This window comes from Leptotrichia hongkongensis (assembly GCF_041538065.1).
Taxonomy (GTDB): domain Bacteria; phylum Fusobacteriota; class Fusobacteriia; order Fusobacteriales; family Leptotrichiaceae; genus Leptotrichia; species Leptotrichia hongkongensis.
Map to the genome: position 1 here is coordinate 120,986 of NZ_JBGORW010000002.1, position 22,047 is coordinate 143,032.

The following is a 22,047-nucleotide window of genomic DNA, read 5'->3' on the forward strand; positions in this document are numbered from 1 at the left end:
TGGTTAGTTTATTTTGTTTATATTTTAAGTAGGCTGTCTCCTTTCACCTACATTTCTAGAATTTCAATTTTACTAATTCAAAATTTCCAAAATAAAAAAGCAGAAAAACTCCTAATTAATAAAAATTTTCCTGCTTAATTTATTTTTCAATTAATTATCATTATTTTTCGCTTCGTTTCTTTAATGCCGCTTTTATCCAGCCTGTAAACAATGGATGTGGACGATTTGGACGGCTTTTAAATTCTGGATGGTATTGTGATGCTATAAAATATGGATGGTTTTTTATTTCGATTACTTCCACATAATTTCCATCTGGAGATAATCCTACAATATCCATTCCAGCTTTTTCAAATTCTTCCCTGTAAGCATTATTAAATTCGTATCTATGTCTATGTCTTTCAGTTATTTCAGTTTTTCCATATATATTTGCAGCCAAGCTATCGTCTTTTAATACACATGGATATGCTCCAAGACGCATTGTCCCTCCCATATCTTTCAGACCTTTTTGTTCTTCCATAAGGCTTATAATTGGATATGAAGTGTCTTTTTCAAATTCTGTCGAAGTTGCATCTTTATAGCCAAGTACATTTCTTGCAAATTCCACACAAGCCATTTGCATTCCAAGACAAATTCCAAAGAATGGAATGTTATTTTCTCTTGCAAATTTTATCGCTTCAACTTTTCCATCTACTCCTCTGTCACCAAATCCACCTGGCACTAAAATTCCATCATAATCAGCCAGTTTTTTCACATCAAATTCTCCAGCCTTAAAATAATCAATTTCAACTTTTGTATCAAGATTAAACCCAGCATGCTCGATTGATTCATGAATACTGATATAAGCATCTTTTAATTCAATATATTTTCCAACAACTGCTACTTTTACAATCTTTTTAGGGTTTTTGAATTTTTCTACCATTTTAGTCCATTCAGTCAGTAACGGCTTTTCATTTTTTATTTTAAAATGTTTACAAATTACATCGGCAAGCCCTAATTTTTCCATAGTTAATGGTATTTCGTAAAGACTTTTAGCATCAAGCGATTCAATCACTGCCTCTTCATCAATATCACAGAAAATCGAGATTTTTTTCTTAATATTTTCATCAACAGGATGTTCACTTCTCACTACAATCACATCTGGCGAGATTCCAAGCCCTTGAAGCATTTTTACGCTATGTTGTGTAGGTTTTGTCTTCAATTCTCCTGCTGCTTTTAAATAAGGCAATAATGTTACATGAATGTAAGCAATATTTTCTCTTCCAACTTCTCTTTTCAACTGACGAATTGCTTCAATAAACGGATCACTTTCAATATCCCCAATTGTCCCACCAATCTCAGTAATTACAATATCAGAGTTATTCTCCTCAGCAGCTTTTATAACATTGTACTTAATTTCATCTGTCATGTGAGGCACAGTTTGCACAGTTCCTCCTAAAAATTCCCCACGACGCTCTTTTGCAATAATTTTTGACATAATTTTTCCAGTTGTCAAATTATTATACTTTGTCAAATTCTCATTGATAAATCTCTCATAATGCCCCAAATCCAAGTCAGTTTCTGCTCCATCTTCTGTAACAAAAACTTCCCCATGCTGATAAGGACTCATAGTTCCTGGATCAACATTTATATATGGATCAAATTTCTGAATTGTAACCTTATATCCTCTCTCTTTTAGCAATCTTCCTAAAGAAGAAGCCACAATTCCTTTTCCAAGCGATGAAACAACTCCACCTGTAACAAATATATATTTTGTTGAATCATTATGTGTATTCATTTTTCCTCCTATTTTCTATTCCTATTTATTCAATTTTAAATATTTTTGGCATTTTTATAAAATATCACTTAATTTAGTAAGATATTATTTTTTAAACTATCCAATCAAATCTTTTTTTCTGTTTTAGTTATTATGACCATTTAAATAACGAATTTATTATAAACTTTTCTAATAAAAGATATAAACCTAATATTTTCAAGTAATTTAAGATATAATTTTTATTTTTTAAATAAAGTTTAGTATAAACTAATCCGTCGGAGCATTTTTATGTGCTGACAAAACTGTCTGAGCATAGCGAGTTTTTTGGCAGTGCAGAAAAATGTCGTAGACTAGCCATAGGTTGTAGGATTTGCGACAATGAGCAATCCTACGAAAATAAAAAAGTTGAATGATTATGAGTTAGCTATTGAACAACCCTATTATAAAATTTATTCTTATTTTTAAACAATAACTATTTTTCTATTTATATTTTTAAATAATTATGTTGTTTTTCCCACAAAAAAAGAGGAAAAAAAAAATTTTCACCTCTTTTAAACAAATTTTATTTATGTAAAACTTAAAAGGAATATCCCAAGTTTGAGAATAAACTCGAGATAGTCCAAATTAATTTTCATTTTTTATTTGTTATTATCTTGCAGCTCCAGCTTTGTAAGCTCCATTTGATCCAAATACATTTCTGATTTTATCTTTGTAATATTCTTTCATGTAGTCTTTTGCAGGTCCTACATATTTTCTAGGATCAAATTCTCCTGGGTTTTTAGCGAATACTTCTCTGATTCCTGCTGTGAAAGCCAATCTTCCATCAGTATCTACATTAATTTTAGCTACTGCTGATTTAGCTGCTTTTCTTAATTCTGAATCAGGGATACCAATTGCATCTGCAATTTTTCCACCATATTGGTTAATCATTTCAACAAATTGGTGAGGTACTGCTGATGAACCATGTAATACGATTGGGAATCCAGGTATTCTTTTTTCAATTTCTTCCAAGATATCCAATCTTAATTTAGGATCGTCTCCTGGTTTGAATTTGTGGGCTCCGTGAGAAGTTCCAATTGCGATTGCTAATGAATCAACTCCTGTTTTTGTTACGAAGTCTTCAACTTCATCAGGTTGAGTATAAACATGTTCTGCTGCTACTACATCGTCTTCGATTCCAGCTAAAACTCCTAATTCAGCTTCAACTGTAACATCGTGTTGATGAGCAAAATCAGCAACTTGTTTTGCTTCTGCAACGTTTTCATCGTAAGGGTGGTGAGATCCATCATACATTACTGAAGAGAATCCGTATTCGATACAGTCTTTTGCTTCAGCAAAATTTGGACCATGATCCAAGTGCAATGCTACTGGAATGTCTGATCCTGATGCTTCTACATAAGCTGTTGCAGCTTTTGCAAGCCAAGGTAACATTTCTTTACCAATATATTTTCTTGCACCTGTTGATACTTGAAGAATTACTGGTGATCCTTCTTCAACGCACGCTTCGATAATTCCTTGTAATTGTTCCATGTTGTTAAAGTTAAAAGCAGGTACTGCGTAACCTTCTTTATTTGCTTTAGCAAACATTTCTTTAGTGTTGCTTAATCCTAAATCTTTAAAATGATATTTCATTTTACGCCTCCTAATATTTATTAATTAGATTAACTTCTTTAATTATATGTTATCAAATTTTCGTATAAAAATCAATAGAAAACAAAAAATAATGTTAAAAATAAGATATTTTTTAATCTACTTTACTTAATTTATTTTACTTTGATTTATGAGTTCTTCCACTGTCATTCCTTTTCTAAGTACATTTTTATCTGTAAATCCTGGGATTCCTTCAATTCTGCCACGTCTTGAAACTTGCCAAATTATCCACCTATTATCTTCGTCTATTTTAGGAAAATATTTATAATCTGTAATCCAAATTTTATTTTCAGGAAATTCACCTTTTATGTATGCATTATAAGTGTTATAATTCACATAGAAAATTACTCTTTTTTTATAATGTTTTTCAAGTTTTTCAACCATAACTCTCAAATGCTCAATTACATCTGGTTTTTTGTATTTTTTTGTAGAAATTTCAAGATCAATAATTGGAGGTAATGTTTTCTCAGAATCAGGGACTTTACTTATGTAAAAATCCGCTTGTGCTTCTCCACTGCTAGTCATTACAAAAAAATGATATGCTCCAACTACAAATCCATTTAATCTAGCGTTATTCCAATTATATAAAAAATCCGTATCAAGAAAATTCTGTCCTTCTGTCGCTTTTAAAATGATAAATTTATATTTTTTATCAACAAGAGTCCAATTCACTTTTTCCTGATGATGTGAAATATCCAGCCCATGAACTTTATATCCAGCTAATTCTACCAAAATATCATTATGATATAAATAACCACTAAGTTCTAGAAACCCCACTATACCTCCACCAATTATCATAATTACCAAAAATTTTATAAATTTTTCCATATTCTCTCCGTTCAGTTATTTAATAACAAAATTATTTTTAAAATTCTCAAATAACCTATTTTTATTATTGTACTTAATTTTAGAGCAGTTTTTGACAGTTTAGGAAAAAATCAGATTAATATGATGTTAATACGGTTAGAGTCCTTTTGTTACTTTATAACTGTCATTCCACCCATATAAGGTACTAATACTTCTGGAACTTTTATAGTTCCATCATCTTGCTGATAATTTTCCATAATGGCAAGCAATGTTCTCCCCACAGCAAGTCCTGATCCATTCAGAGTATGCACAAAATGGCTTTTTCCAGTTTCCTTTTCCCTGTATTTAATCATTGCACGTCTAGCTTGAAAGTCTTCTGTATTAGAGCAAGAAGAAATTTCTCTGTATTTTCCTTGGCTTGGCACCCAAACTTCCAAATCATAAGTTTTTGCCGCACTAAATCCTATATCTCCGCTGCAAAGTGCCAGTACCCTATATGGTAATTCCAGTTTTTGCAATATTTTTTCTGCACAGTTTACCATTTTTTCAAGTTCATCATAAGAAGTTTCAGGTTTTACAATTTTTACCATTTCCACTTTATTAAACTGGTGCTGTCTTATAAGTCCCTTTAAATCACGCCCTCCAGAACCAGCTTCCTTTCTGAAGCAAGCTGTATATCCACAGTAATATTTAGGTAATTCCTCTTCATCTAGAATTTCGCTGTTATGTAAGTTTGTAAGTGTAACTTCTGCAGTTGGAATCAAGTACATTTCATCGCCTTCAATTTTATAGGCATCATCAGCAAATTTTGGAAGCTGTCCTGTTCCCACCATCATTTCTCGTCTAACTAATTGTGGTGTAAAAATCTCTTCAAACCCATGTTCCCCAGTATGAACATCAATCATAAACGCAATCAAAGCTCTTTCCAGTCTTGCCGCTGCATTTTTATAAACTGTAAATCTTGAACCACCAAGTTTTGCCCCTCTTTCAAAGTCCAAAATCCCTAGTTCTACTCCTAATTCATCATGTGATTTTATTTCAAAGTCAAACTCTCTTGGAGTTCCCCATTTTCTGACTTCTACATTATCATCTTCATCTTTTCCAACTGGAGTCGTATCACTTAATTTGTTTGGAATCGTATAAGCAAGCTCCAACTGCTTTTCATCAATTTCTGCTACCTTTTGGTCAAGTTCCTTAATTTTTGCGCTGACAGTCTGCATTCTCGCAAGTAGTTCAGCAGGATCTTTTCCTTCCTGTTTATATTTTCCTATCAACGCACTTGATTCATTTCTTTCTTTCTTTAACGTTTCCACTTCCTGAAGCAAATTTCTTCTATCTTCATCAAATTTCAGCAATGAATCCAAATCAAAGTCACTATTTCTATTTTTTAAATATTCTCTGACTTTATCGGCATTTTCCCTTATATATCTCATTTCCAACATAATTTTTTATTTCCTTTCTTTTTATATATATTTATATAGTATTTTTTTACTTTCACTTAAATTTTCAAAATCATAATTTTTACTAAATTCTATTTTTTTTACGTTTTGGATATTATACTTTTCCACAATTTTATCATAGTTTTCCACATAAATTTTTTTGTAAAGTTCATCAGCTTGATTTTCCACAAAATAGTTTAAGTTTTCTACATTTTCAAAATTTAGAAAAGCTGAATCAGATTTTATGAAATAATTTATGACATTTTTTATTATCTCATCTATTTTATCACGAATTTCGTTAAATTTTGAACCATTTTCAGTTTCAACTTTTTCTATCATTTTTTCTGCAAAAAAAGTTTTTACAAGTTTATTTGTATCTGTTGAAATTAATGAATAGTTGTATAAAATTTCAAAAAATTTATCTTTATCCCGATACAGTAGTTCATTCCCTAATTTTACAGCATAAATTGATTCTTTGTTAAAAATACCTCTTCTAAATCCATCTATTAATTTTAGAAGTTCAATCTTACTTAACCGCTCTATTTTTTTGTTTTTTTCTTTAAATGTTTCCAAAAATTGTTTACTTATGATTTGTTTTACATTTTCATTTTTTTTGTTTTTACTAAAATAAATATATCCCAATTCTAGTATAAATGATGGTTCTTTAACTATTATCTTAAAATTTTTGTCAAGCTGAAAATATTTTCGTTTTTCAAAATTATTTTTATATTTTAGAATAAATTCTGAAAAATTTTCTGTATTTAAAAAGACATTTTCACTTTCCAGCTTTTTATTTTCAGTCAAAATTTAATTCCTCCCTTCTGCTTCATTTTATAATCTTTGTAAAAATTTTAATTTTTAATAACTACAATATTTTTTATATTTGATTTTATAACTTTTATTTTTAAAATTTTGTAAAATTTTAATTTCGCCAAAACCTTAAATCCACTTTATTTTTCAACAATTTTAAATTCCATTTTTAAAATCATTAAATTTTCTATATTTTCATCAATTTTCACAATATCCTTTTCCGTTGTCAAAACATAATCATAATTTTGGGCTTTTTCCTTTATTTCCAAAATTTCTTCACTTGTGTAAACGTGATGATCTGTGAATTTTATTTCATCAATATTACTTGGATTTAATTTTTTTATTGTCTGATAAAATACAGCTGGATTTGCTATTGAAGAAAAAATCAGAACATTTTTATTTTTAATAATTTCTAATGGAAATTTTTCATTTCTTATATTGTTTTCATTATTTATTTTACCCAATTTTTTCCTATTTTCAAAATTTAATTTGTAAAAATAACTTTCTTCAAAAGTAGCAACAGAAATCGGTTTTTGATATTTTACCAGTCTTTCCTTAATTTTCGTAATTTCTTCTCTCGAAACATAATTACTTTTTGTAATAATAATTTCATCAGCTCTTTTTAAAGAGTCAAGCGATTCCCGCAATCGGCCTTTTGGCAAATAATCATTCATTCCAAAAGGATTTGTTGCATCAATCAGAATTATATTTTTATCTTTTTTCAATTTTCTATGCTGAAAGCCGTCATCCATAATAATTGTTTGCACACCACATTTTTCTTTTAAAAAAGTTGCACCTTCATAACGATTTTTACATACTACGACAGGAATTTGAAAATTTAAGGCATGCAAATAGGCTTCATCTCCTGATTCCTTTGAAGCGGCATAAATCTTTTTTTCATCCCGTACAAGCAATAAATCAGTTTCCCGTTTTCCCTTGTAGCCTCGACTTAGAATTCCAACTTTTTTATTCTTTTCTAAATATTTTTGCACAAAATACTGCACAGCTGGTGTTTTCCCAGTCCCTCCTGCCACAATATTTCCAATGCAAATTATTTCCACTCCATCAACCTTTTTTTCTTTAAAAATATTCAAATCATAAAGTTTATTTCGTAAAAAAACGATAAATCCGTATATAATCGACAATAATTTCATTAATTTTTCCTCAGCTTAACTTTCTTAATTAGTTTTCTAACAGTCCTTTATAAATTGTTTCCAGCCGTCTAAATCTATTTTTTATTCCAGATTTCGAAATTTCCATTAAGTCTGCTAGTTCCTGTAGAGACATTTCCTGATTCTCTAGTCGAATTCTTGCTGTTTCGCTTAATACGTCTGTCAATTCTGAAAGACCCATTTTTTCATCAATTACCTTTATCATATTAATCTGCTTTTCAGAAGCCGATAATTTTTTGGTTTCATTTGCAATTTCCCAATTCATATTTCTATTAATTTTATTTCGAATTTCCTTATTTATCGTAACTTCCTCAAATTCAAAAAACGAATTTATTCCCCCAATTAAAAAAATTATATCCAAAATGTCTTCTGAATTTCTTAAATAAACAAGGCTCTTATTTTTTTTCTCTGTTTGAAAAACCTTTTTCCCCATCTGTTTAAACAAATAATACAAATAAGTGGCAGAATCTTCAGTATCCACAAAAAAGTCCATTGCATAAGCTTTTTCTGGAGATTTTATATATCCACAGCTAAGGAAAAAACCTCTAATTATACCAGATAGCTGTTTTTCGTTTTCCACAACTGAAAAATTTTTGTGAAAGTATATTTTTTTTAAAAATGATTTGTATTCCTGCTGATTGTGCTGAGTGGGAAAAAGTATCACTTCATACATTTTGTGTGTTCCAAGGCGTTTACTAATAACGTATTTTAGTTGAATTGGGATATTTGTTACTGCCCTTAAATTTGAATAAATTCTTTTAGCAAGCGAGACATTTTCAGTGCTGAAATAAATTCCGTGTTCTGTAATTACATTCTTTGCAATAAAAATTCCAAAAAGCTCTGCATAAATAGTATCCTTATCTGTATTTTCTAAATTAAAGATTTCTCTTTTTACATTTGCTGAATATGACATTTTTCCCCCTCTCTTTATATTTTTTTCTCTGTTCTTAAATTAAAGTTTTTGACTTTTTGCTGTTTATTGTTGCTCTATTTTTATAAGACCTACACACTTATTTACAAAATTTCGTTAAAATAAGGACTTTCAGACTTTTATTAATACTAAATCCTATTTAAAAATGAAAATAAATTTTTATAATAGGGTTGTTCAATAGATAATTCATAATCATTCAACTTTTTTCTTTTTTATTTTCGTAGGATTGCTCATTGTAGCAAATCCTTATCTTGCAGTAAAGGTTTATCCTGATAATTAAAATTGTGGCAAGATTGCTACGCAATAACCTATGACTAGCCTAATAATTTACTTTTCTAGGATTTCCTGATTTATCATAGTAAGTCCAAGTTCCTGTTCTTCTTCTGCCTTTAATGCTTCCCTCAAATCCAAGGCTTCCATCTGTGTAATATCCTCTTACAGTTCCAGTTTCTCCGTTCATATTTGCTTCATATAAAGGTCTTCCACTTTCATAGTAAACATTCATTTTCCCATTTATTTCATCATTTACATAATTGATTTCAGATTTTTTACCTCCATTGGTATTCCATTCAGTAAATAATCCATTCTTCTGTCCATTTGAATAGTTTCCTTGTGATTTTCTTGAACCGTTTTCATAATACTCAGTCCAAGTTCCTGTCATTTTTCCATTCTCATAGTTCCCAACTGTTTCCTGAGACCCTGTTTTTCCATAATATGATGAATAACGTCCATTTAATTGGTCATCTTTATATTGATATTTTTTCCAGACTTTTCCATTTTCAGTATAAACTGTCCATTCTCCTTCTTTTTTTCCATTTCTATAATTTCCTATTGTAAATCTATTTCCGTTTGTATAAAATTCATCATATTTCCCATTCAGTATTCCATTGCTTAAATTAACAACAAGTCTTCTTCCGCCTTCTTCCATAATTCTATATTCTCCACTTCCTGTCAATTCATAAGTGCTAGAATCTATTCTTTTTACATCTTCCATATTTGATGAGCTAAGCTTCGATAATCTAACCTTCCCAAAATTTGTCCCATAATTTGCAAAGACATCTTTTCCATATGCAACTGCTGATAACATCATCATTCCAGCTATAAATAATATTTTTTTGCTATTATTTTTTTTCATTTTCATATCTCCTATTATTTTATAAAGTTTGTTTTTTTATTTTATTAATTTACCTTTTTACATTATAACAAATTTTTTCCATTTTTTAAACTAAATTCTTGATTTTTCTGGTTCTAGTTTACATTATAAGCAAACTTGGCTTAATTAACATTATGAGTCCCAAAATTATCATAAGAATTCCACCAAACAGATTTACCCATTTAGAATATTTTGTAGTCAATTGCAATTTATTTACACTCATTAAGGCAAATCCAAAAACTATTATATCATCTAACATATAGCCAATTATGTAGATAAATGTGTAAAATTGTCTTGTCCAGAATGGAACTTCATTTATTTGCAGAATTTTTGTGTATGTTTGAGGAATTCCAACTGAACAGGCAAATTCTATTACGTTTACTGAAAGTGCTAAGCCAATGATTGCAAGTGCTGTCAGTAATGTAAACGGCTTGTTGGCAATATCCTTTATCTTTTTAGAAATTTTTGCCCTCTGCTCAAAGTCTGTCACTTCACATTCTAGAGTGTCCCCTTTTTTCAAGTAATTTCTGATAAAGAAAATCCCACCAATAATTCCAACAATTCCAACAATCGGAGTTACCCATTTGTCAAGTCCCACAAAATCCCAAGCATAAATCCAAGCATTTAAAATGAAAAAATACATTACAGCTTCAGCCAAGATAAACAGCCCTGCCACACGGAACATTTTCACCTTATTTCCAACAGCAATCAAAGCTGTCAAAAATAATACCAGAACCCACATTGCACAAGGATTAAATCCATCAATTGTTCCCAAAATTATTGACATTGTAAGCAGCGAATAATTTGTCAAGTCAACAGTCTTATTAATAATCGGAATATTTACAAGTACCTGATTTTCAGCACCTTTCGTAAGTCCTGGCACTTCACATACCGTATCACCTGTACAGACTGCACCATTACTACTCACATTTCCCGTCTGCCCACTTTCCACATATTCCTTCAAAGTCAAAATCTTATCCTTTGTTTTACCAGAATTTATCAAATTTTCAATTTCTTTCCCAGTCGTATCAGCTGTATTAAACCCTTGAATAATATGTCCGTCAATGTAAATAATCGGAGTCCCCTTGACAAGTTTTAACTTCGATGTAGTTTCGTCAAAAAACGCTTTTTCTTCCTTGCTTTCATCAATTTTATACTCCACATATTCAAAATCATCCCTTTTAGTAGATAATTCCTTCAAAAATTTCTCCAAATTTGCACAATTTTTACAGTCTTTTCTACCAAAGTACTCAATTTTTACTTTCTTTGACTGACTATTTCCAACAGAATAACCAATCTGACTTATACAAAATATACCAAAAAGCATAATCATCAACGCAAAAAATCTACTTTTCTCTATCCCAATATTAAAATCTTTTCTCCAAACCATCTTTTTTCACACCTCTCTTTTTTATTTTTTATAAATAATTACCGTACTAACCGCATATTCTCTACTATGCGAAATACTGATCTGTATTGTAAGGCCCTGTGCCTTCTCTTTTATCGCATTATAAAGTGTCACATAAGGCTTCCCCATCTCATCATTCAAAATCTCAATATCACTTAGCGAAAACCCATACACCCCAGTCCCAAACGCCTTGGAAACTGCTTCTTTTGCAGCAAATCTCCCTGCATAGCTGGCATACGGATGTTTCTTTTTTTCAATATGCTCAATTTCTTTTTCCGTATAAACTTTCCTTTTAAAAAGGCTTGTCTGATTAATCGCTTTTTCAATTCGGGATATTTCAATAATATCTGTCCCAATACCGTATATTTCCATATTTATCTCCTTTTTTAAACTTACTATTGTTAGATTATACTACAAATTTTTAAAAATACAAAATTTGTATAATTTTAGTAGTTCAATTTTTAATGAGTTTACATATATTTTTTTCATTTTTGAAACATAGTCTAGCATAAATAACCCGTCGGAGAATTTTTCTGTGCTGGCAAAACTGTTTGAGCATAGCGAGTTTTTTGTCAGCATGGAAAAATGTCATAGACTAGCCATAGGTTGTAGGATTTGCGGCAATGAGCAATCCTACAAAAATAAAAAAGAAAAAACATAGTAATATGAAAAAATATTTATTAATCAAAATATCTAAAAAATAATTTAATTGAATAATTACGAATTTGCTATTAAACAACCTTATTATAAAAATTTATTCCTATTTCTAAACGGGATTTAGTATTAATACTTATAAAAAAAAACTCTACATAAGAAAAAATAATTCCTAAATAGAGATTTTTTTATTTGTTAAATTTTACTATTTCACTTTCACAATTTTCTTTTTCCCAGCCCTAATAATCATTCCGCTTTCGACATTTACATTTGCCTTAATATCTTTTATCGCCTCGTCATTTATTTTGAATCCACCTTGTGAAATTAGCCTTCTTGCCTCACTTGTTCCTCCAAGTAATTTTGCTTCTTTTACAAGCAAGTCAATTACATTAATTTGTCCATAAGGAACTTCCACTTCTGGCAAATCTACGTCAAGATTTCTTTTGCTGAATACGTTTTCAAACCAGTCTCTTGCTTCCTTAGCTGCTTCTTCACCGTAGTAAATTTTTACAACTTCAGCTCCTAATTGTTTTTTAGCTTCCATTGGATGTAAACTTCCATCTGCAATTTGAGCCTTGATTTCTTCAATTTTTCCAAAAGGAACGTCTGTTATCATTGTATAGTAATTTTCCATTAATTCATCTGAAATTGACATGACTTTACCAAACATATCATTTGGAGTGTCTTTTACACCAATGTAATTTCCAAGTGATTTAGACATTTTTTCCACTCCGTCAAGCCCTACCAGAATTGGCATTATCATACAGACTTGTTGCTCCTGTCCAAAGTTTTTCTGTAAATCTCTTCCTCTTAGCAAATTAAATTTTTGTTCTGTTGCTCCCAATTCCACATCAGCCTTCAGTTCAACTGAATCATATCCTTGTAAAATCGGATACATAAACTCAATTAGTGAAACTGGTTTATTTTCAGCCAGTCTTTTTGAAAAATCCTCTCTCGAAATCATTTGCGATACAGTGAACTGCGATAATAAGTTCAACGCATCCGAAAGTGATAATTTTTCCAGCCAGTCAGCATTATAAACAACTTTTATTTTATCCAAGTCCAATATCAATTTTACTTGATCCAAATATGTTTTTATATTTTCATTTACTTGTTCCTCTGACAACATCTTTCTAGTTTCAGATTTTCCTGTTGGATCTCCAATTCTCCCTGTAAAAGTCCCAATCAAAAACAGCACCTCATGCCCCAAATCCTGAAACTGCTTCAGTTTTCTTAAAGGCACAGCGTGTCCTAAATGCAGCTCTGAACCTGTCGGATCAATCCCCAATTTAATCCGTAGCGGAGTATTAGTTGAAATTGATTTTTCCAACTTTTTCTTAAATTCATTCTCATTAATTATTTCATCGCACCCACGACTCAAAATATTAAATTGTCTTTCTACTTCGTTTTTTACTTCTATTTCATTATTTCTATCTATACTCATTCTTATTTTTTCTCCTTCTTCTGTTTTATTTTTTCTTTTTATTAAATGCAAAGGGAAACAATCACCACCCCTTGCAATCACGACATTTTTAATTTAACTACAAAAATTAATATAAATATCAAGTAAAATAACAACTGATTTAACTTGCTTTAAAAGACTTTTATAAATATGCCACATACTTCATAAAATAATACACAATTGGCAATACGAATAACGCACTGTCAAATCTGTCTAAAAATCCACCATGTCCCAAAAGCAGATTTCCAGAATCTTTTACTTCCAACTCTCTTTTTATCTTGGATTCTACCAAATCTCCCAGTTCGGCAAAGATTCCTATTGCAAGCGCAAGGATAAAGGCTTTTAATCCTCCAATGGCAACATAATCGTAATTTACAGAACAGTTTTTTGATAAAAATGTAATTCCACATACGAAATTTGCTATAAATAAATAAATTTTATCAAAAGATAGGATTACTATAAATACTGCTAGAATCCCTGCAATTGCACCTTCAATTGATTTTTTTGGACTGATTTTTGGAGCTAATCTATGTTTGAATATTTTTCCACCAATTGCCATTCCTACAAGATAGGCAAAAATATCACATGCCCAAATTAGCATAAATGTCATCACAACTAGAATATTTCCATTTGGAAATTCATATTTTATCAGCAAAATATGTGAAAATAAATATGATACATAAATTATTCCAAACAAAGTATATGAAATTTCTGCCATTGCATTTTGGATTTTTACTTTCAAAACCTGCCTTAAAGACAGAAGAATTATTGCAAATACAATAAATCCTCCCATATCAAAGTTAATTTGCTTAAAAAGTGCAAATCTAAAATATGAAAAAATATTTTTTGAATTTTCCTGAAAATATATTGCAACTGGTAAAAACAATCCAAGTCCCATTCCAATCCTGCTTGCTACCTCAAATCCCTTATCCTTTAACATCTTATAAAATTCAAACAGCGACATTCCAGTTATTACAAGTGTAAATACCAAAAACATCACATTTCCCTTTAAAAATATCCATAAAAGGAAAGGTACAAATAACAAAATAATAAATAATCTACTTAACATTCAGTCCTCCGTATCTTCTATCCCTTTTATTAAAGGATAAAATTGCTTTATCTAATTCCTCTTCGTTAAAATCAGGCCAGTAAACATCTGTTATGTAAAACTCTGAATAGGCAATTTCCCAAAGCAAAAAATTACTTATTCTAAATTCTCCGCTTGTTCTGATTACAAGTTCTGGATCTGGAATTTCTGGACGGTACATAAATTTAGAAAATTCTTCTTCTGTAATTTTTATATTTTCTAAACTTTTCTTTTCATCTACAAACCCATTTACTTCTTTTTTTGTAACATTCAGCCGATTATTTTCATTATTAAACTTCTCTTCTATTATTTCACTTGATTGATCCAAAAGTTTAGTTTCCAAAACTTTGTTCACAGCATCAATAATCTCTCTACGTCCACCATAATTAAACGCTATATTAAAAACAATATTCTCACAATCCGCCAAATAATTTTCAGTTTCCTCAATTTTCTTTAACAATTTTTGTGAAATATTTTCCTTTGCTCCTGTAACAAGCAATTTTACACCTTGTTTTTTTAAGTTTTTCTTCTCTTTATCCAAATACTTCGCAAATAAGTCCATAAGCCCATTTACTTCCTTTTCAGGCCTCTTCCAGTTTTCAGTCGAAAATGCGTACACAGTCAAATATTCTACACCAATGTTCCCAGCATACTTTAAAATCTTCTCAAGACTGCTAGCCCCAGCCCTATGCCCTTCCAGCCGAATCTTTCCACGCTCCTTAGCCCAACGTCCGTTTCCATCCATAATAATGGCAATGTGCCTAGGAATCACCAATTCATCTCTATCCATATTATCCCTTTCAAGAATAAAAATATTATTGCTATAATTATAACAGCCAAATCATTATTTTTCAAGGTGTTTGTAAAATTATTACATAAAAAAGAAGCAGAATTTTCAAAATTCTACCCCTAACCATAATAAGCCTTTCTAAAATAAAAATTATACTTTAATAAATTTATTTTTCTTTCTAAAAATTTAACTACATTTTATTAAATTGAATAAACATCTGTACCGCTATCATAATATCTTCTTAGAAAATTTTGCAATCTTTCACTTCCAGAATTTTTAAAAATTTCTTCAGGCTTTCCTTCTTCTATAATTGTTCCGCTATCCATAAATACTACATAATCGGATACTTCTCTTGCAAACTGCATTTCATGGGTAACAATTATCATTGTCATATTTTCTTTTACCATATCTTTTATAACTTTCAGAACTTCTCCTATAAGTTCAGGATCAAGTGCCGAAGTTGGCTCATCAAGCAAAATTACCTCTGGACTCATCGCAACCGCCCTTGCAATCCCGACTCTTTGCTGCTGCCCTCCAGAAAGCTGATTTGGATAAAATTCGGCTTTATCTTTTAACCCCACTTTTTCAAGCATTTTCAATCCGATTTCTGTTGCTTCGTTCTTATTCATTTTTTTTACAATTAAAAGACCTTCAATTATATTTTCTAAAGCAGTTTTGTTTTTGAATAAATTATAATTCTGAAAAACCATTGTCGTATTTTTTCTAAGCCTGTTTATATCTTTTTTATTTATTTTACTCAAGTCAAATGTTTCGTTTCCAAAAGCTATTGTTCCCGATGAAGCTGTTTCAAGAAAATTAAGGCTTCGTAAAAATGTTGATTTTCCCGATCCACTCGGTCCTATGATGCTTATTACCTGTCCTTTTTCTATTTTAAAGTTTATTCCTTTCAAAACTTCATTTTTTCCAAAAGACAATTTTAGATTTTCAACCTTTATCATTCTACAGTCCACCTACTCTCAATTTCTTTTCCACAATTCCCATAACTTTTTCCACAATTATACAAACAACCCAGTAAATTCCAGCAACAACAATATATGCTTCAAAAATATCCAACCCCGAAGCCGATATTATTTTCGCTTTTCCCATCATTTCCACAATTGAAACTGTAAAAGCAAGTGAGGAATCCTTTATCAAACTTATAAAAGTATTTCCAAAATTAGGAAAAGTTATTATGATCGCTTGCGGAAGTACAATTCTTCTCATTGCCTGCCATTTTGTCATTCCAATCGACAATGCGGCTTCAACTTGTCCTTTATCCACAGACTGAATTGCCGCTCTGAATGTTTCCGACAAATAACCTGATACATTTAAAATAAATGCCACGTAAACAAAGATAATCGCAGGAATATTATTCACATCTATATTAAATCCATACTTCAAATGTATATAATCCAATATTTTCGGCAATCCATAATAGGCAAGATAAATTTGAACTAAAAGAGGTGTCCCTCTTATAAAGGACACATAAATTGTAGCAAGTCTTGTCAGCACAGAAATTTTATTTATTCTCACAAGTGCGATAAAAAAACTGAGTATCAGCGAAAATATCATCGTAACAATCGCAATATTCAGAGTCATTGGCAATGCTTTTAATATTTCTGGAATAGCTCTTACCATAAAGCCCCAGTTTAAAAAAGGTACATTATTATTCATTACTTTTCTCCTGTTTATAAATTATTTCGTATAATCTCCGCCAAACCATTTTTCTGATATTTTGGCAAGCGTTCCATCAGCTTTCATTTCAGCTAGTGCTTTATTTACTTTATTTTTCAATTCTTCACTATCTTTTCTAAATGTGAAATATACAGGCGTTTTTGTTACAGGCTCTCCTACAATTTCTACAAGATTTCCTCTTTGCTTTGTGAAATATCCTACTGTCAATCTGTCATTTAAAGTAGCGTCTGCCTTTCCTTGCGCAATTTCTTCTAGTGCAATTGAAACATTTCCATCAAAATAAGCATAATTTATTTCCTTATTTTTGTCAAAATCAGTCAAAGTCTTGTTATAATTGCTTCCTACTCCTGTCATAACTCTTTTACCTTTTAAGTCCTCGAGTGTTTTAATATCAGTTCTTCCTTTTTTTACGATAATTTGAGCGGCTGACACTAAATAATCATCAGAGAAAGTATATTTTTTCTCTCTTTCAGGATTTTTAGCAATTTCATTTGCAATAAAGTCAAATTTTTTCGATTCCAATCCTAAAAACATACTATCCCAAGGTGTAGGCACAAACTCTATATCTAAATTTGCCCTTTTCCCAATTTCTTCCACAACTTCCACATCATATCCAGTTAATTTACCACTTCCATCAGTGAACGTAAATGGTGCATAAACTCCTTCTGTTCCAACTTTCACTTTTTGTTTTCCTTCACTACTCCCACTTTTACCATTTTCCTGTTTTCCTCCACAACTGATAAGAAATAGTCCTATCAATAAAATTCCTGTTAATTTTAAAATATTTTTCATGATTTTCCTCCCAAAATTTTTATATTTTTTATTTATATTATCGTAAAACTAAATTTTTAACTATTTCGTATAATCTCCGCCAAACCACTTTTCTGATATTTTAGCAAGAGTTCCGTCAGCTCTCATCTCAGCAAGTGCTTTATTCACTTCATTTCTTAATTCTTCGCTATCTTTTCTAAATAGGAAAAATGTCGGAGTTGTACTCAAAGGCTGCCCTACCAGCTGAACTTTATCTCCTTGATGTTTTTTATAGTAACTTACCACAAGTCTGTCACTCAATGTTGCATCCGCTTTTCCTTGTGCTATTTCTACCAATGACAATGTAATTCCGCCGTCAAAATAATTAAGATTTATCTTTTTAGCAGCTGTTTTATTATACTCCTCAACAGTTTTTGAATAATTACTTCCAACTGCTGAAATTACTCTTTTACCTTCCAGATCCTTCAAAGTCTTTATGTTATTCTCTCCCTCTTTTACAATAATCTGAGCAGCTGAAACTAAATATTTATCAGAAAAAATATATTTTTCTTCTCTTTCCTTAGTTTTTTCAATCTCATTGGCAATAATATCATATCTTTTTGACTCTAACCCCAAAAATATGCTATCCCAAGGAACAGTTGTAAATTCAATATCTGCATTTATTCTTTTTCCAACTTCCTGAATAACCTCAACATCATATCCTGTCAATTTCCCGCTACTTTCATCCTTAAACGAAAATGGTGCATAAACTCCATCTGTCCCTACTTTTATAACCCTTTTTTTCCCAGCGTTAGTTTTATTTCCGCAAGATACCGCTAAAATAAGTAATAATAAGACTCCTAGCAATAATTTAATTTTTCTCATTCCAAGACCTCCAAAAATAAATATTTTTTAAAGAAAAAAGCCGAATAAGATTATCCGGCTTTCTAAGATGCAATCTTATTTTTTTAATTTATTCACTTTAAAATAAGCTTACATCTAAAATTATTTTTTAATTAATTTTAAAATAAACTATACAAATTCATACACATTATCATATCTATTTTTTGATTTTTTTTCATAATATTTATCATTTTTACAGCTCTCTTTCATAAGCACATTTGTATATAAAAGTATTATACTATAAAAATTTTAATTTGTAAAGTTTTATTTTGTACATACATTTATTTTGGATTAATAAGTATTTTTTCATATTTTATCCAATTGCTACTATTTCTTATTTAGTAGTTTAAATTAATTTTGAAGTTATATGAAACTAAGTAATCCTACTATTTCTGATACAACCGAACATAATCAATTTCTGTAGTTTGAACCGGGAATGGAGAATGCTCAGAAGGCGGGTTCAATCCTGGTTCCCATTCCACATAGTCATTAATAATGAAATGCCATTTATCGTTCTCAAATCCTTGTTTAATTAAGGAAGATGGAACATTCAACTTGCTAAAGTCTTCATCTGGCATAGTAGAAAGATAATTTCCATATTGGTCATATCTAGTATTATCAACTACACTGATACGTTGAGCATCCTTAATACGGTAATGAACAACAGGAATCAATCTTCCATCCATATAATAACGTACTTTTGTTCCATCAAACTCAATTGTCCAGACGTGCCATTCATGCGTCAATGATTTACTCTGTCCACCAACAATATTTTCAAGACGATGTGTAAAGCCACGTGGAGTCCATTCGTGATTTACTTGGCTGTAATAACAGCTGATATTAGTTGCAGGCCATGCATAACTAGGAGTACTTGAAAACCATTCCAAAATTAATAATGAACCATAAGGAGCACTTCCACCTGGATTTTTACAAATAGGTGTATCCACATCATTTTGCTGTTTCTGCATCCAAAGGGCTGTACGCATTCCCTGCAGACGATTCCAGTTCATTCTGGCACGTATTTCTGCACGGAACGGTTTAGAAGCATCTACAAGCTTATTAGATTCTAATCTACCACTTGAATATTGAGTAACTTTACCTGCAGGACATACACCTGTAGTGGCATTTGCATCAGTTAAAGGATCACCTTTTCTGTTAACACAATGACGTCGTGTAGTAAGTATTACGTGATCACCATCTAAACTGATACTGCTTGGCAAATAAGTCAAATGGCTACCCAAATGATTGATAATTCTTTTACTTACCCAACCAGAAGGGATATTTCTATCTTTAAATTCCCAGCATTTCACACTCTTCCATTGTCCCGAAGCATCTGTAGCACTGCTACATCCGTTTGTTAATGGCGATGGCCCAGGTGCTGGCTGATTCTTAATAAATCTTCGAATTACATCCACTGCCTTTTTTTCTGTGCCATCTGACTTCCAAATCCCAAAGTAATTTTCAGGTCCTGCAGCATCCAATATATCAGGCCGTCCGTTATTATCTGCATCAATATTCGCATCAGGAATACCATCTCCATTTGTATCAATATTTACATCAAGCCATCCATCTCCATTACTGTCTCTATCCACTACTCCTGAGGTAATATAAGTCTTTCTATCTTTTGCCTGATATAGAATAAGAGGCCCAAATATGTCTGATTTTTGATACCATCCTAAAATCTGGCTTATTACATTAGCCTGTTTTGTTTCATCAACTCCAGGATAAGCAGCATCCAGTCCTACTTCTGTTGGCCATATTTTTTTATTTCCATCACCATTCTCTGACATTATCTGATACAATGTTTTTTCTCCACTACCAGGTGCCACAACATCACCTATCATATTTGCCCAGCCGTTATCTCGAAATGCTCTAGCATAAATTCCATAAGGATGATGCGATACACCATCAAAATATCCCTTTGCACCAGATCTATACATTCTTTCTAAAAATTCCATAGGTCCGATATATCCTGTTGGACTATTACTGTTTCCTACCGTCATTCCACCAGCCATAACATTTACATCATTATGAGCATTATGTGCTGCCGTATATGCTATTTTCAGTAAATGAGTATAGTGTTCAGGATTTGGTCTAGGATTTTGAATTGTATCATGCCAAAATTCTGGATTTCCTGGTTCATTCCAAAATTCATAGTCAATTACTCCCTGTGAAGCGTATCTTTTTACCAATGCACTTACAAAATTTGAAAAATCGTTATCATACTGCTGAAGCGGTGCAAATGATGCTACCCAAATTTTTCTTGCATTCAATGCATTTTTTTCAGCAGCTGAAAGTTTGTCTGCTCCTGTTGCCCATTCAGGAGCACCACTTATTTGCATTAAGACTTTCATGTTATATTTTTTGGCAAGAGCAACAGCATCATCTATATCCTGCCAGTCGTATCTTCCATTTTTTGAAGACTGGATTCTATGCCATGAGGCTGTAATTCTTACCCATTGAAATCCTACTTTCGCTATTTTGGAATAAGAGTCTTCGGCTTCCCTAAGATTACTTCTCCAAAAAGGGTTGACAGGCTGTATTCCAATTCCTTTCACATTATGAATTTTTGTATCATCTTTTTTTTGTTTTTTAGGATTATCATCTTTGCCACCATCATTTCTGCCGTTTTGATGTCCAGGGTTTCCACCTTTTCCGCCACCTTTATGATGGCCAATTCCACCGACTATTGCTCCGACAGCAGAAGCCCCTGCCACTCCCCCAATAATAGGTCCAACAGGTACTTTTCCTCCTATGTTGCCTCCTAATGATCCTATATTTACTTTTGGCTGTCCTATATTTCCAATAATATTTGCATTTTCTGTTTTATCTGAGCAGCTTAATATTACTGCAGTATCATTTTCCGAATTATCTGAAAAAACTTTATTTCCATCAATAACTCTAACTACATTGGAACATTTTAATGTTATTTCTGTTGAATTTCCTGTTCCATTGTTTATTTTTGTTTCGTTTTTTGATAAATCTTCAGATACATTGGAACATTTTAATATTATATCATTTGAGCCACCACTATCTAATAATGGTATTTCAGATTTACCTATATTTTTTACTGTATTTGAACATTTCAGCTGAATTCCATTAATATTTTCTATTTTATCTGTCTGAAACAATTCATTTGCATTAATTATTTTGACTATATTGGAACATTTTAATATTTTCTTATCCGAATTTTCATTTTTTACCATTTCATCAGATGTATTCTCACTTGTATTTAAACATTCCAGCAATATATCTTTAGAATTAATTTTATTTGTTGTAACTGTATTTTCACTACTATTTTCAAAATTTAAGCATTTTAAAAATATATTATTGCCATTATTTTCAGTTATTTCAGTCCCTTGTGCACTTTCTCCCACTGTATTTAAACATTTCAATAATATTTCGTTATCTGATTTTACTTCATTTACTGAAGAAGGCATGTTACCTATATTTTCAGCCATTATTGAAAAACTCAAAAAAATTAGGAGCAGCCCAGCAACTATAGATTTTTTCATTTTCTGTCTCCTTCTCAAAATTAATATTTCAACTTCACATTGTAATTGGATTTTTTTTAGAAAATCTG

General features: G+C 31.0%; 20 protein-coding genes. 2 read left to right on the top strand and 18 right to left on the bottom strand.

Annotated features, from left to right (window positions below; all coding sequences use genetic code 11):
- Window positions 1-160: 160 nt before the first annotated feature.
- Window positions 161-1,774 carry a CTP synthase gene (gene pyrG / locus ACEG17_RS02135; protein ID WP_372582376.1) on the bottom strand — a complete coding sequence of 538 codons (1,614 nt, stop codon included), beginning with the start codon at window positions 1,772-1,774 and terminating at the stop codon, window positions 161-163.
- A 269-nt stretch (window positions 1,775-2,043) separates the two neighbouring features.
- On the opposite strand from pyrG, the gene ACEG17_RS02140 reads away from it, so the two are divergent.
- Entirely contained in the window at window positions 2,044-2,166 is a 123-nt protein-coding gene (locus ACEG17_RS02140) for a hypothetical protein (RefSeq protein WP_372582377.1), read from the top strand.
- 235 nt (window positions 2,167-2,401) lie between these two features.
- Here ACEG17_RS02140 and ACEG17_RS02145 read toward each other — a convergent pair whose 3' ends face one another.
- The 9 genes from ACEG17_RS02145 to acpS form a co-directional block, all read right to left on the bottom strand.
- Complete coding sequence (locus ACEG17_RS02145; protein WP_006805020.1) at window positions 2,402-3,385, bottom strand: class II fructose-bisphosphate aldolase; 984 nt, start codon at window positions 3,383-3,385, stop codon at window positions 2,402-2,404.
- A 126-nt stretch (window positions 3,386-3,511) separates the two neighbouring features.
- Entirely contained in the window at window positions 3,512-4,231 is a 720-nt protein-coding gene (locus tag ACEG17_RS02150) for a glycoside hydrolase family 25 protein (protein WP_372582378.1), read from the bottom strand.
- A 149-nt stretch (window positions 4,232-4,380) separates the two neighbouring features.
- Window positions 4,381-5,652 carry a serine--tRNA ligase gene (gene serS / locus ACEG17_RS02155; protein WP_372582379.1) on the bottom strand — a complete coding sequence of 424 codons (1,272 nt, stop codon included), beginning with the start codon at window positions 5,650-5,652 and terminating at the stop codon, window positions 4,381-4,383.
- A 21-nt stretch (window positions 5,653-5,673) separates the two neighbouring features.
- Window positions 5,674-6,453 carry a hypothetical protein gene (locus ACEG17_RS02160; RefSeq protein ID WP_372582380.1) on the bottom strand — a complete coding sequence of 260 codons (780 nt, stop codon included), beginning with the start codon at window positions 6,451-6,453 and terminating at the stop codon, window positions 5,674-5,676.
- 146 nt (window positions 6,454-6,599) lie between these two features.
- Window positions 6,600-7,613, bottom strand: coding sequence for a tetraacyldisaccharide 4'-kinase (lpxK, locus tag ACEG17_RS02165; RefSeq protein WP_372582381.1), 1,014 nt, complete (start codon window positions 7,611-7,613; stop codon window positions 6,600-6,602).
- Window positions 7,614-7,641: 28 nt separating this feature from the next.
- Complete coding sequence (whiA, locus tag ACEG17_RS02170; protein ID WP_372582382.1) at window positions 7,642-8,544, bottom strand: DNA-binding protein WhiA; 903 nt, start codon at window positions 8,542-8,544, stop codon at window positions 7,642-7,644.
- 337 nt (window positions 8,545-8,881) lie between these two features.
- Window positions 8,882-9,697, bottom strand: a complete 816-nt coding sequence (locus tag ACEG17_RS02175) for a toxin-antitoxin system YwqK family antitoxin (RefSeq protein ID WP_372582383.1) — start codon at window positions 9,695-9,697, stop codon at window positions 8,882-8,884.
- 118 nt (window positions 9,698-9,815) lie between these two features.
- A complete protein-coding gene (locus ACEG17_RS02180; protein WP_372582384.1) occupies window positions 9,816-11,105 on the bottom strand; it encodes a glutaredoxin family protein in 1,290 nt (429 codons plus the stop codon).
- A 21-nt stretch (window positions 11,106-11,126) separates the two neighbouring features.
- Window positions 11,127-11,495 (bottom strand): holo-ACP synthase, encoded by a 369-nt coding sequence (gene acpS / locus ACEG17_RS02185; protein WP_026748444.1) that lies wholly within the window; start codon window positions 11,493-11,495, stop codon window positions 11,127-11,129.
- Window positions 11,496-11,658: 163 nt separating this feature from the next.
- On the opposite strand from acpS, the gene ACEG17_RS02190 reads away from it, so the two are divergent.
- Complete coding sequence (locus tag ACEG17_RS02190) at window positions 11,659-11,784, top strand: hypothetical protein (RefSeq protein ID WP_372582385.1); 126 nt, start codon at window positions 11,659-11,661, stop codon at window positions 11,782-11,784.
- Between the two features lie 198 nt (window positions 11,785-11,982).
- Here ACEG17_RS02190 and tyrS read toward each other — a convergent pair whose 3' ends face one another.
- The 8 genes from tyrS to ACEG17_RS02230 form a co-directional block, all read right to left on the bottom strand.
- Window positions 11,983-13,221, bottom strand: coding sequence for a tyrosine--tRNA ligase (gene tyrS / locus ACEG17_RS02195; RefSeq protein ID WP_372582386.1), 1,239 nt, complete (start codon window positions 13,219-13,221; stop codon window positions 11,983-11,985).
- A gap of 160 nt (window positions 13,222-13,381) precedes the next feature.
- The gene (locus ACEG17_RS02200) at window positions 13,382-14,308 is read right to left on the bottom strand and encodes a phosphatidate cytidylyltransferase (protein ID WP_299572938.1); all 927 of its coding nucleotides are present in this window, start codon (window positions 14,306-14,308) and stop codon (window positions 13,382-13,384) included.
- Entirely contained in the window at window positions 14,298-15,116 is an 819-nt protein-coding gene (gene uppS / locus ACEG17_RS02205; RefSeq protein ID WP_372582387.1) for a polyprenyl diphosphate synthase, read from the bottom strand. The genes ACEG17_RS02200 and uppS overlap by 11 nt, the downstream gene beginning before the upstream one ends.
- A 200-nt stretch (window positions 15,117-15,316) precedes the next feature.
- Window positions 15,317-16,075: an amino acid ABC transporter ATP-binding protein gene (locus ACEG17_RS02210; protein WP_372582388.1), complete on the bottom strand. Its 759-nt coding sequence runs from the start codon at window positions 16,073-16,075 to the stop codon at window positions 15,317-15,319.
- A gap of 1 nt (window position 16,076) precedes the next feature.
- A complete protein-coding gene (locus ACEG17_RS02215) occupies window positions 16,077-16,790 on the bottom strand; it encodes an amino acid ABC transporter permease (RefSeq protein ID WP_372582389.1) in 714 nt (237 codons plus the stop codon).
- A 21-nt stretch (window positions 16,791-16,811) separates the two neighbouring features.
- Window positions 16,812-17,603, bottom strand: a complete 792-nt coding sequence (locus ACEG17_RS02220) for a transporter substrate-binding domain-containing protein (RefSeq protein WP_021768596.1) — start codon at window positions 17,601-17,603, stop codon at window positions 16,812-16,814.
- A gap of 60 nt (window positions 17,604-17,663) precedes the next feature.
- Window positions 17,664-18,446 (bottom strand): transporter substrate-binding domain-containing protein, encoded by a 783-nt coding sequence (locus tag ACEG17_RS02225; protein WP_372582390.1) that lies wholly within the window; start codon window positions 18,444-18,446, stop codon window positions 17,664-17,666.
- Between the two features lie 404 nt (window positions 18,447-18,850).
- Entirely contained in the window at window positions 18,851-21,979 is a 3,129-nt protein-coding gene (locus ACEG17_RS02230; protein ID WP_372582391.1) for a cellulase family glycosylhydrolase, read from the bottom strand.
- Window positions 21,980-22,047 lie beyond the last annotated feature (68 nt).

Bases quoted from the DNA above. Each gene is read 5' to 3' on its own strand.
- pyrG (WP_372582376.1), bottom strand. From the start codon at position 1,774: ATGAATACACATAATGATTCAACAAAATATATATTTGTTACAGGTGGA.
- ACEG17_RS02145 (WP_006805020.1), bottom strand. From the start codon at position 3,385: ATGAAATATCATTTTAAAGATTTAGGATTAAGCAACACTAAAGAAATG.
- ACEG17_RS02150 (WP_372582378.1), bottom strand. From the start codon at position 4,231: ATGGAAAAATTTATAAAATTTTTGGTAATTATGATAATTGGTGGAGGT.
- serS (WP_372582379.1), bottom strand. From the start codon at position 5,652: ATGTTGGAAATGAGATATATAAGGGAAAATGCCGATAAAGTCAGAGAA.
- lpxK (WP_372582381.1), bottom strand. From the start codon at position 7,613: ATGAAATTATTGTCGATTATATACGGATTTATCGTTTTTTTACGAAAT.
- whiA (WP_372582382.1), bottom strand. From the start codon at position 8,544: ATGTCATATTCAGCAAATGTAAAAAGAGAAATCTTTAATTTAGAAAAT.
- ACEG17_RS02175 (WP_372582383.1), bottom strand. From the start codon at position 9,697: ATGAAAAAAAATAATAGCAAAAAAATATTATTTATAGCTGGAATGATG.
- ACEG17_RS02180 (WP_372582384.1), bottom strand. From the start codon at position 11,105: ATGGTTTGGAGAAAAGATTTTAATATTGGGATAGAGAAAAGTAGATTT.
- acpS (WP_026748444.1), bottom strand. From the start codon at position 11,495: ATGGAAATATACGGTATTGGGACAGATATTATTGAAATATCCCGAATT.
- tyrS (WP_372582386.1), bottom strand. From the start codon at position 13,221: ATGAGTATAGATAGAAATAATGAAATAGAAGTAAAAAACGAAGTAGAA.
- ACEG17_RS02200 (WP_299572938.1), bottom strand. From the start codon at position 14,308: ATGTTAAGTAGATTATTTATTATTTTGTTATTTGTACCTTTCCTTTTA.
- uppS (WP_372582387.1), bottom strand. From the start codon at position 15,116: ATGGATAGAGATGAATTGGTGATTCCTAGGCACATTGCCATTATTATG.
- ACEG17_RS02210 (WP_372582388.1), bottom strand. From the start codon at position 16,075: ATGATAAAGGTTGAAAATCTAAAATTGTCTTTTGGAAAAAATGAAGTT.
- ACEG17_RS02215 (WP_372582389.1), bottom strand. From the start codon at position 16,790: ATGAATAATAATGTACCTTTTTTAAACTGGGGCTTTATGGTAAGAGCT.
- ACEG17_RS02220 (WP_021768596.1), bottom strand. From the start codon at position 17,603: ATGAAAAATATTTTAAAATTAACAGGAATTTTATTGATAGGACTATTT.
- ACEG17_RS02225 (WP_372582390.1), bottom strand. From the start codon at position 18,446: ATGAGAAAAATTAAATTATTGCTAGGAGTCTTATTATTACTTATTTTA.
- ACEG17_RS02230 (WP_372582391.1), bottom strand. From the start codon at position 21,979: ATGAAAAAATCTATAGTTGCTGGGCTGCTCCTAATTTTTTTGAGTTTT.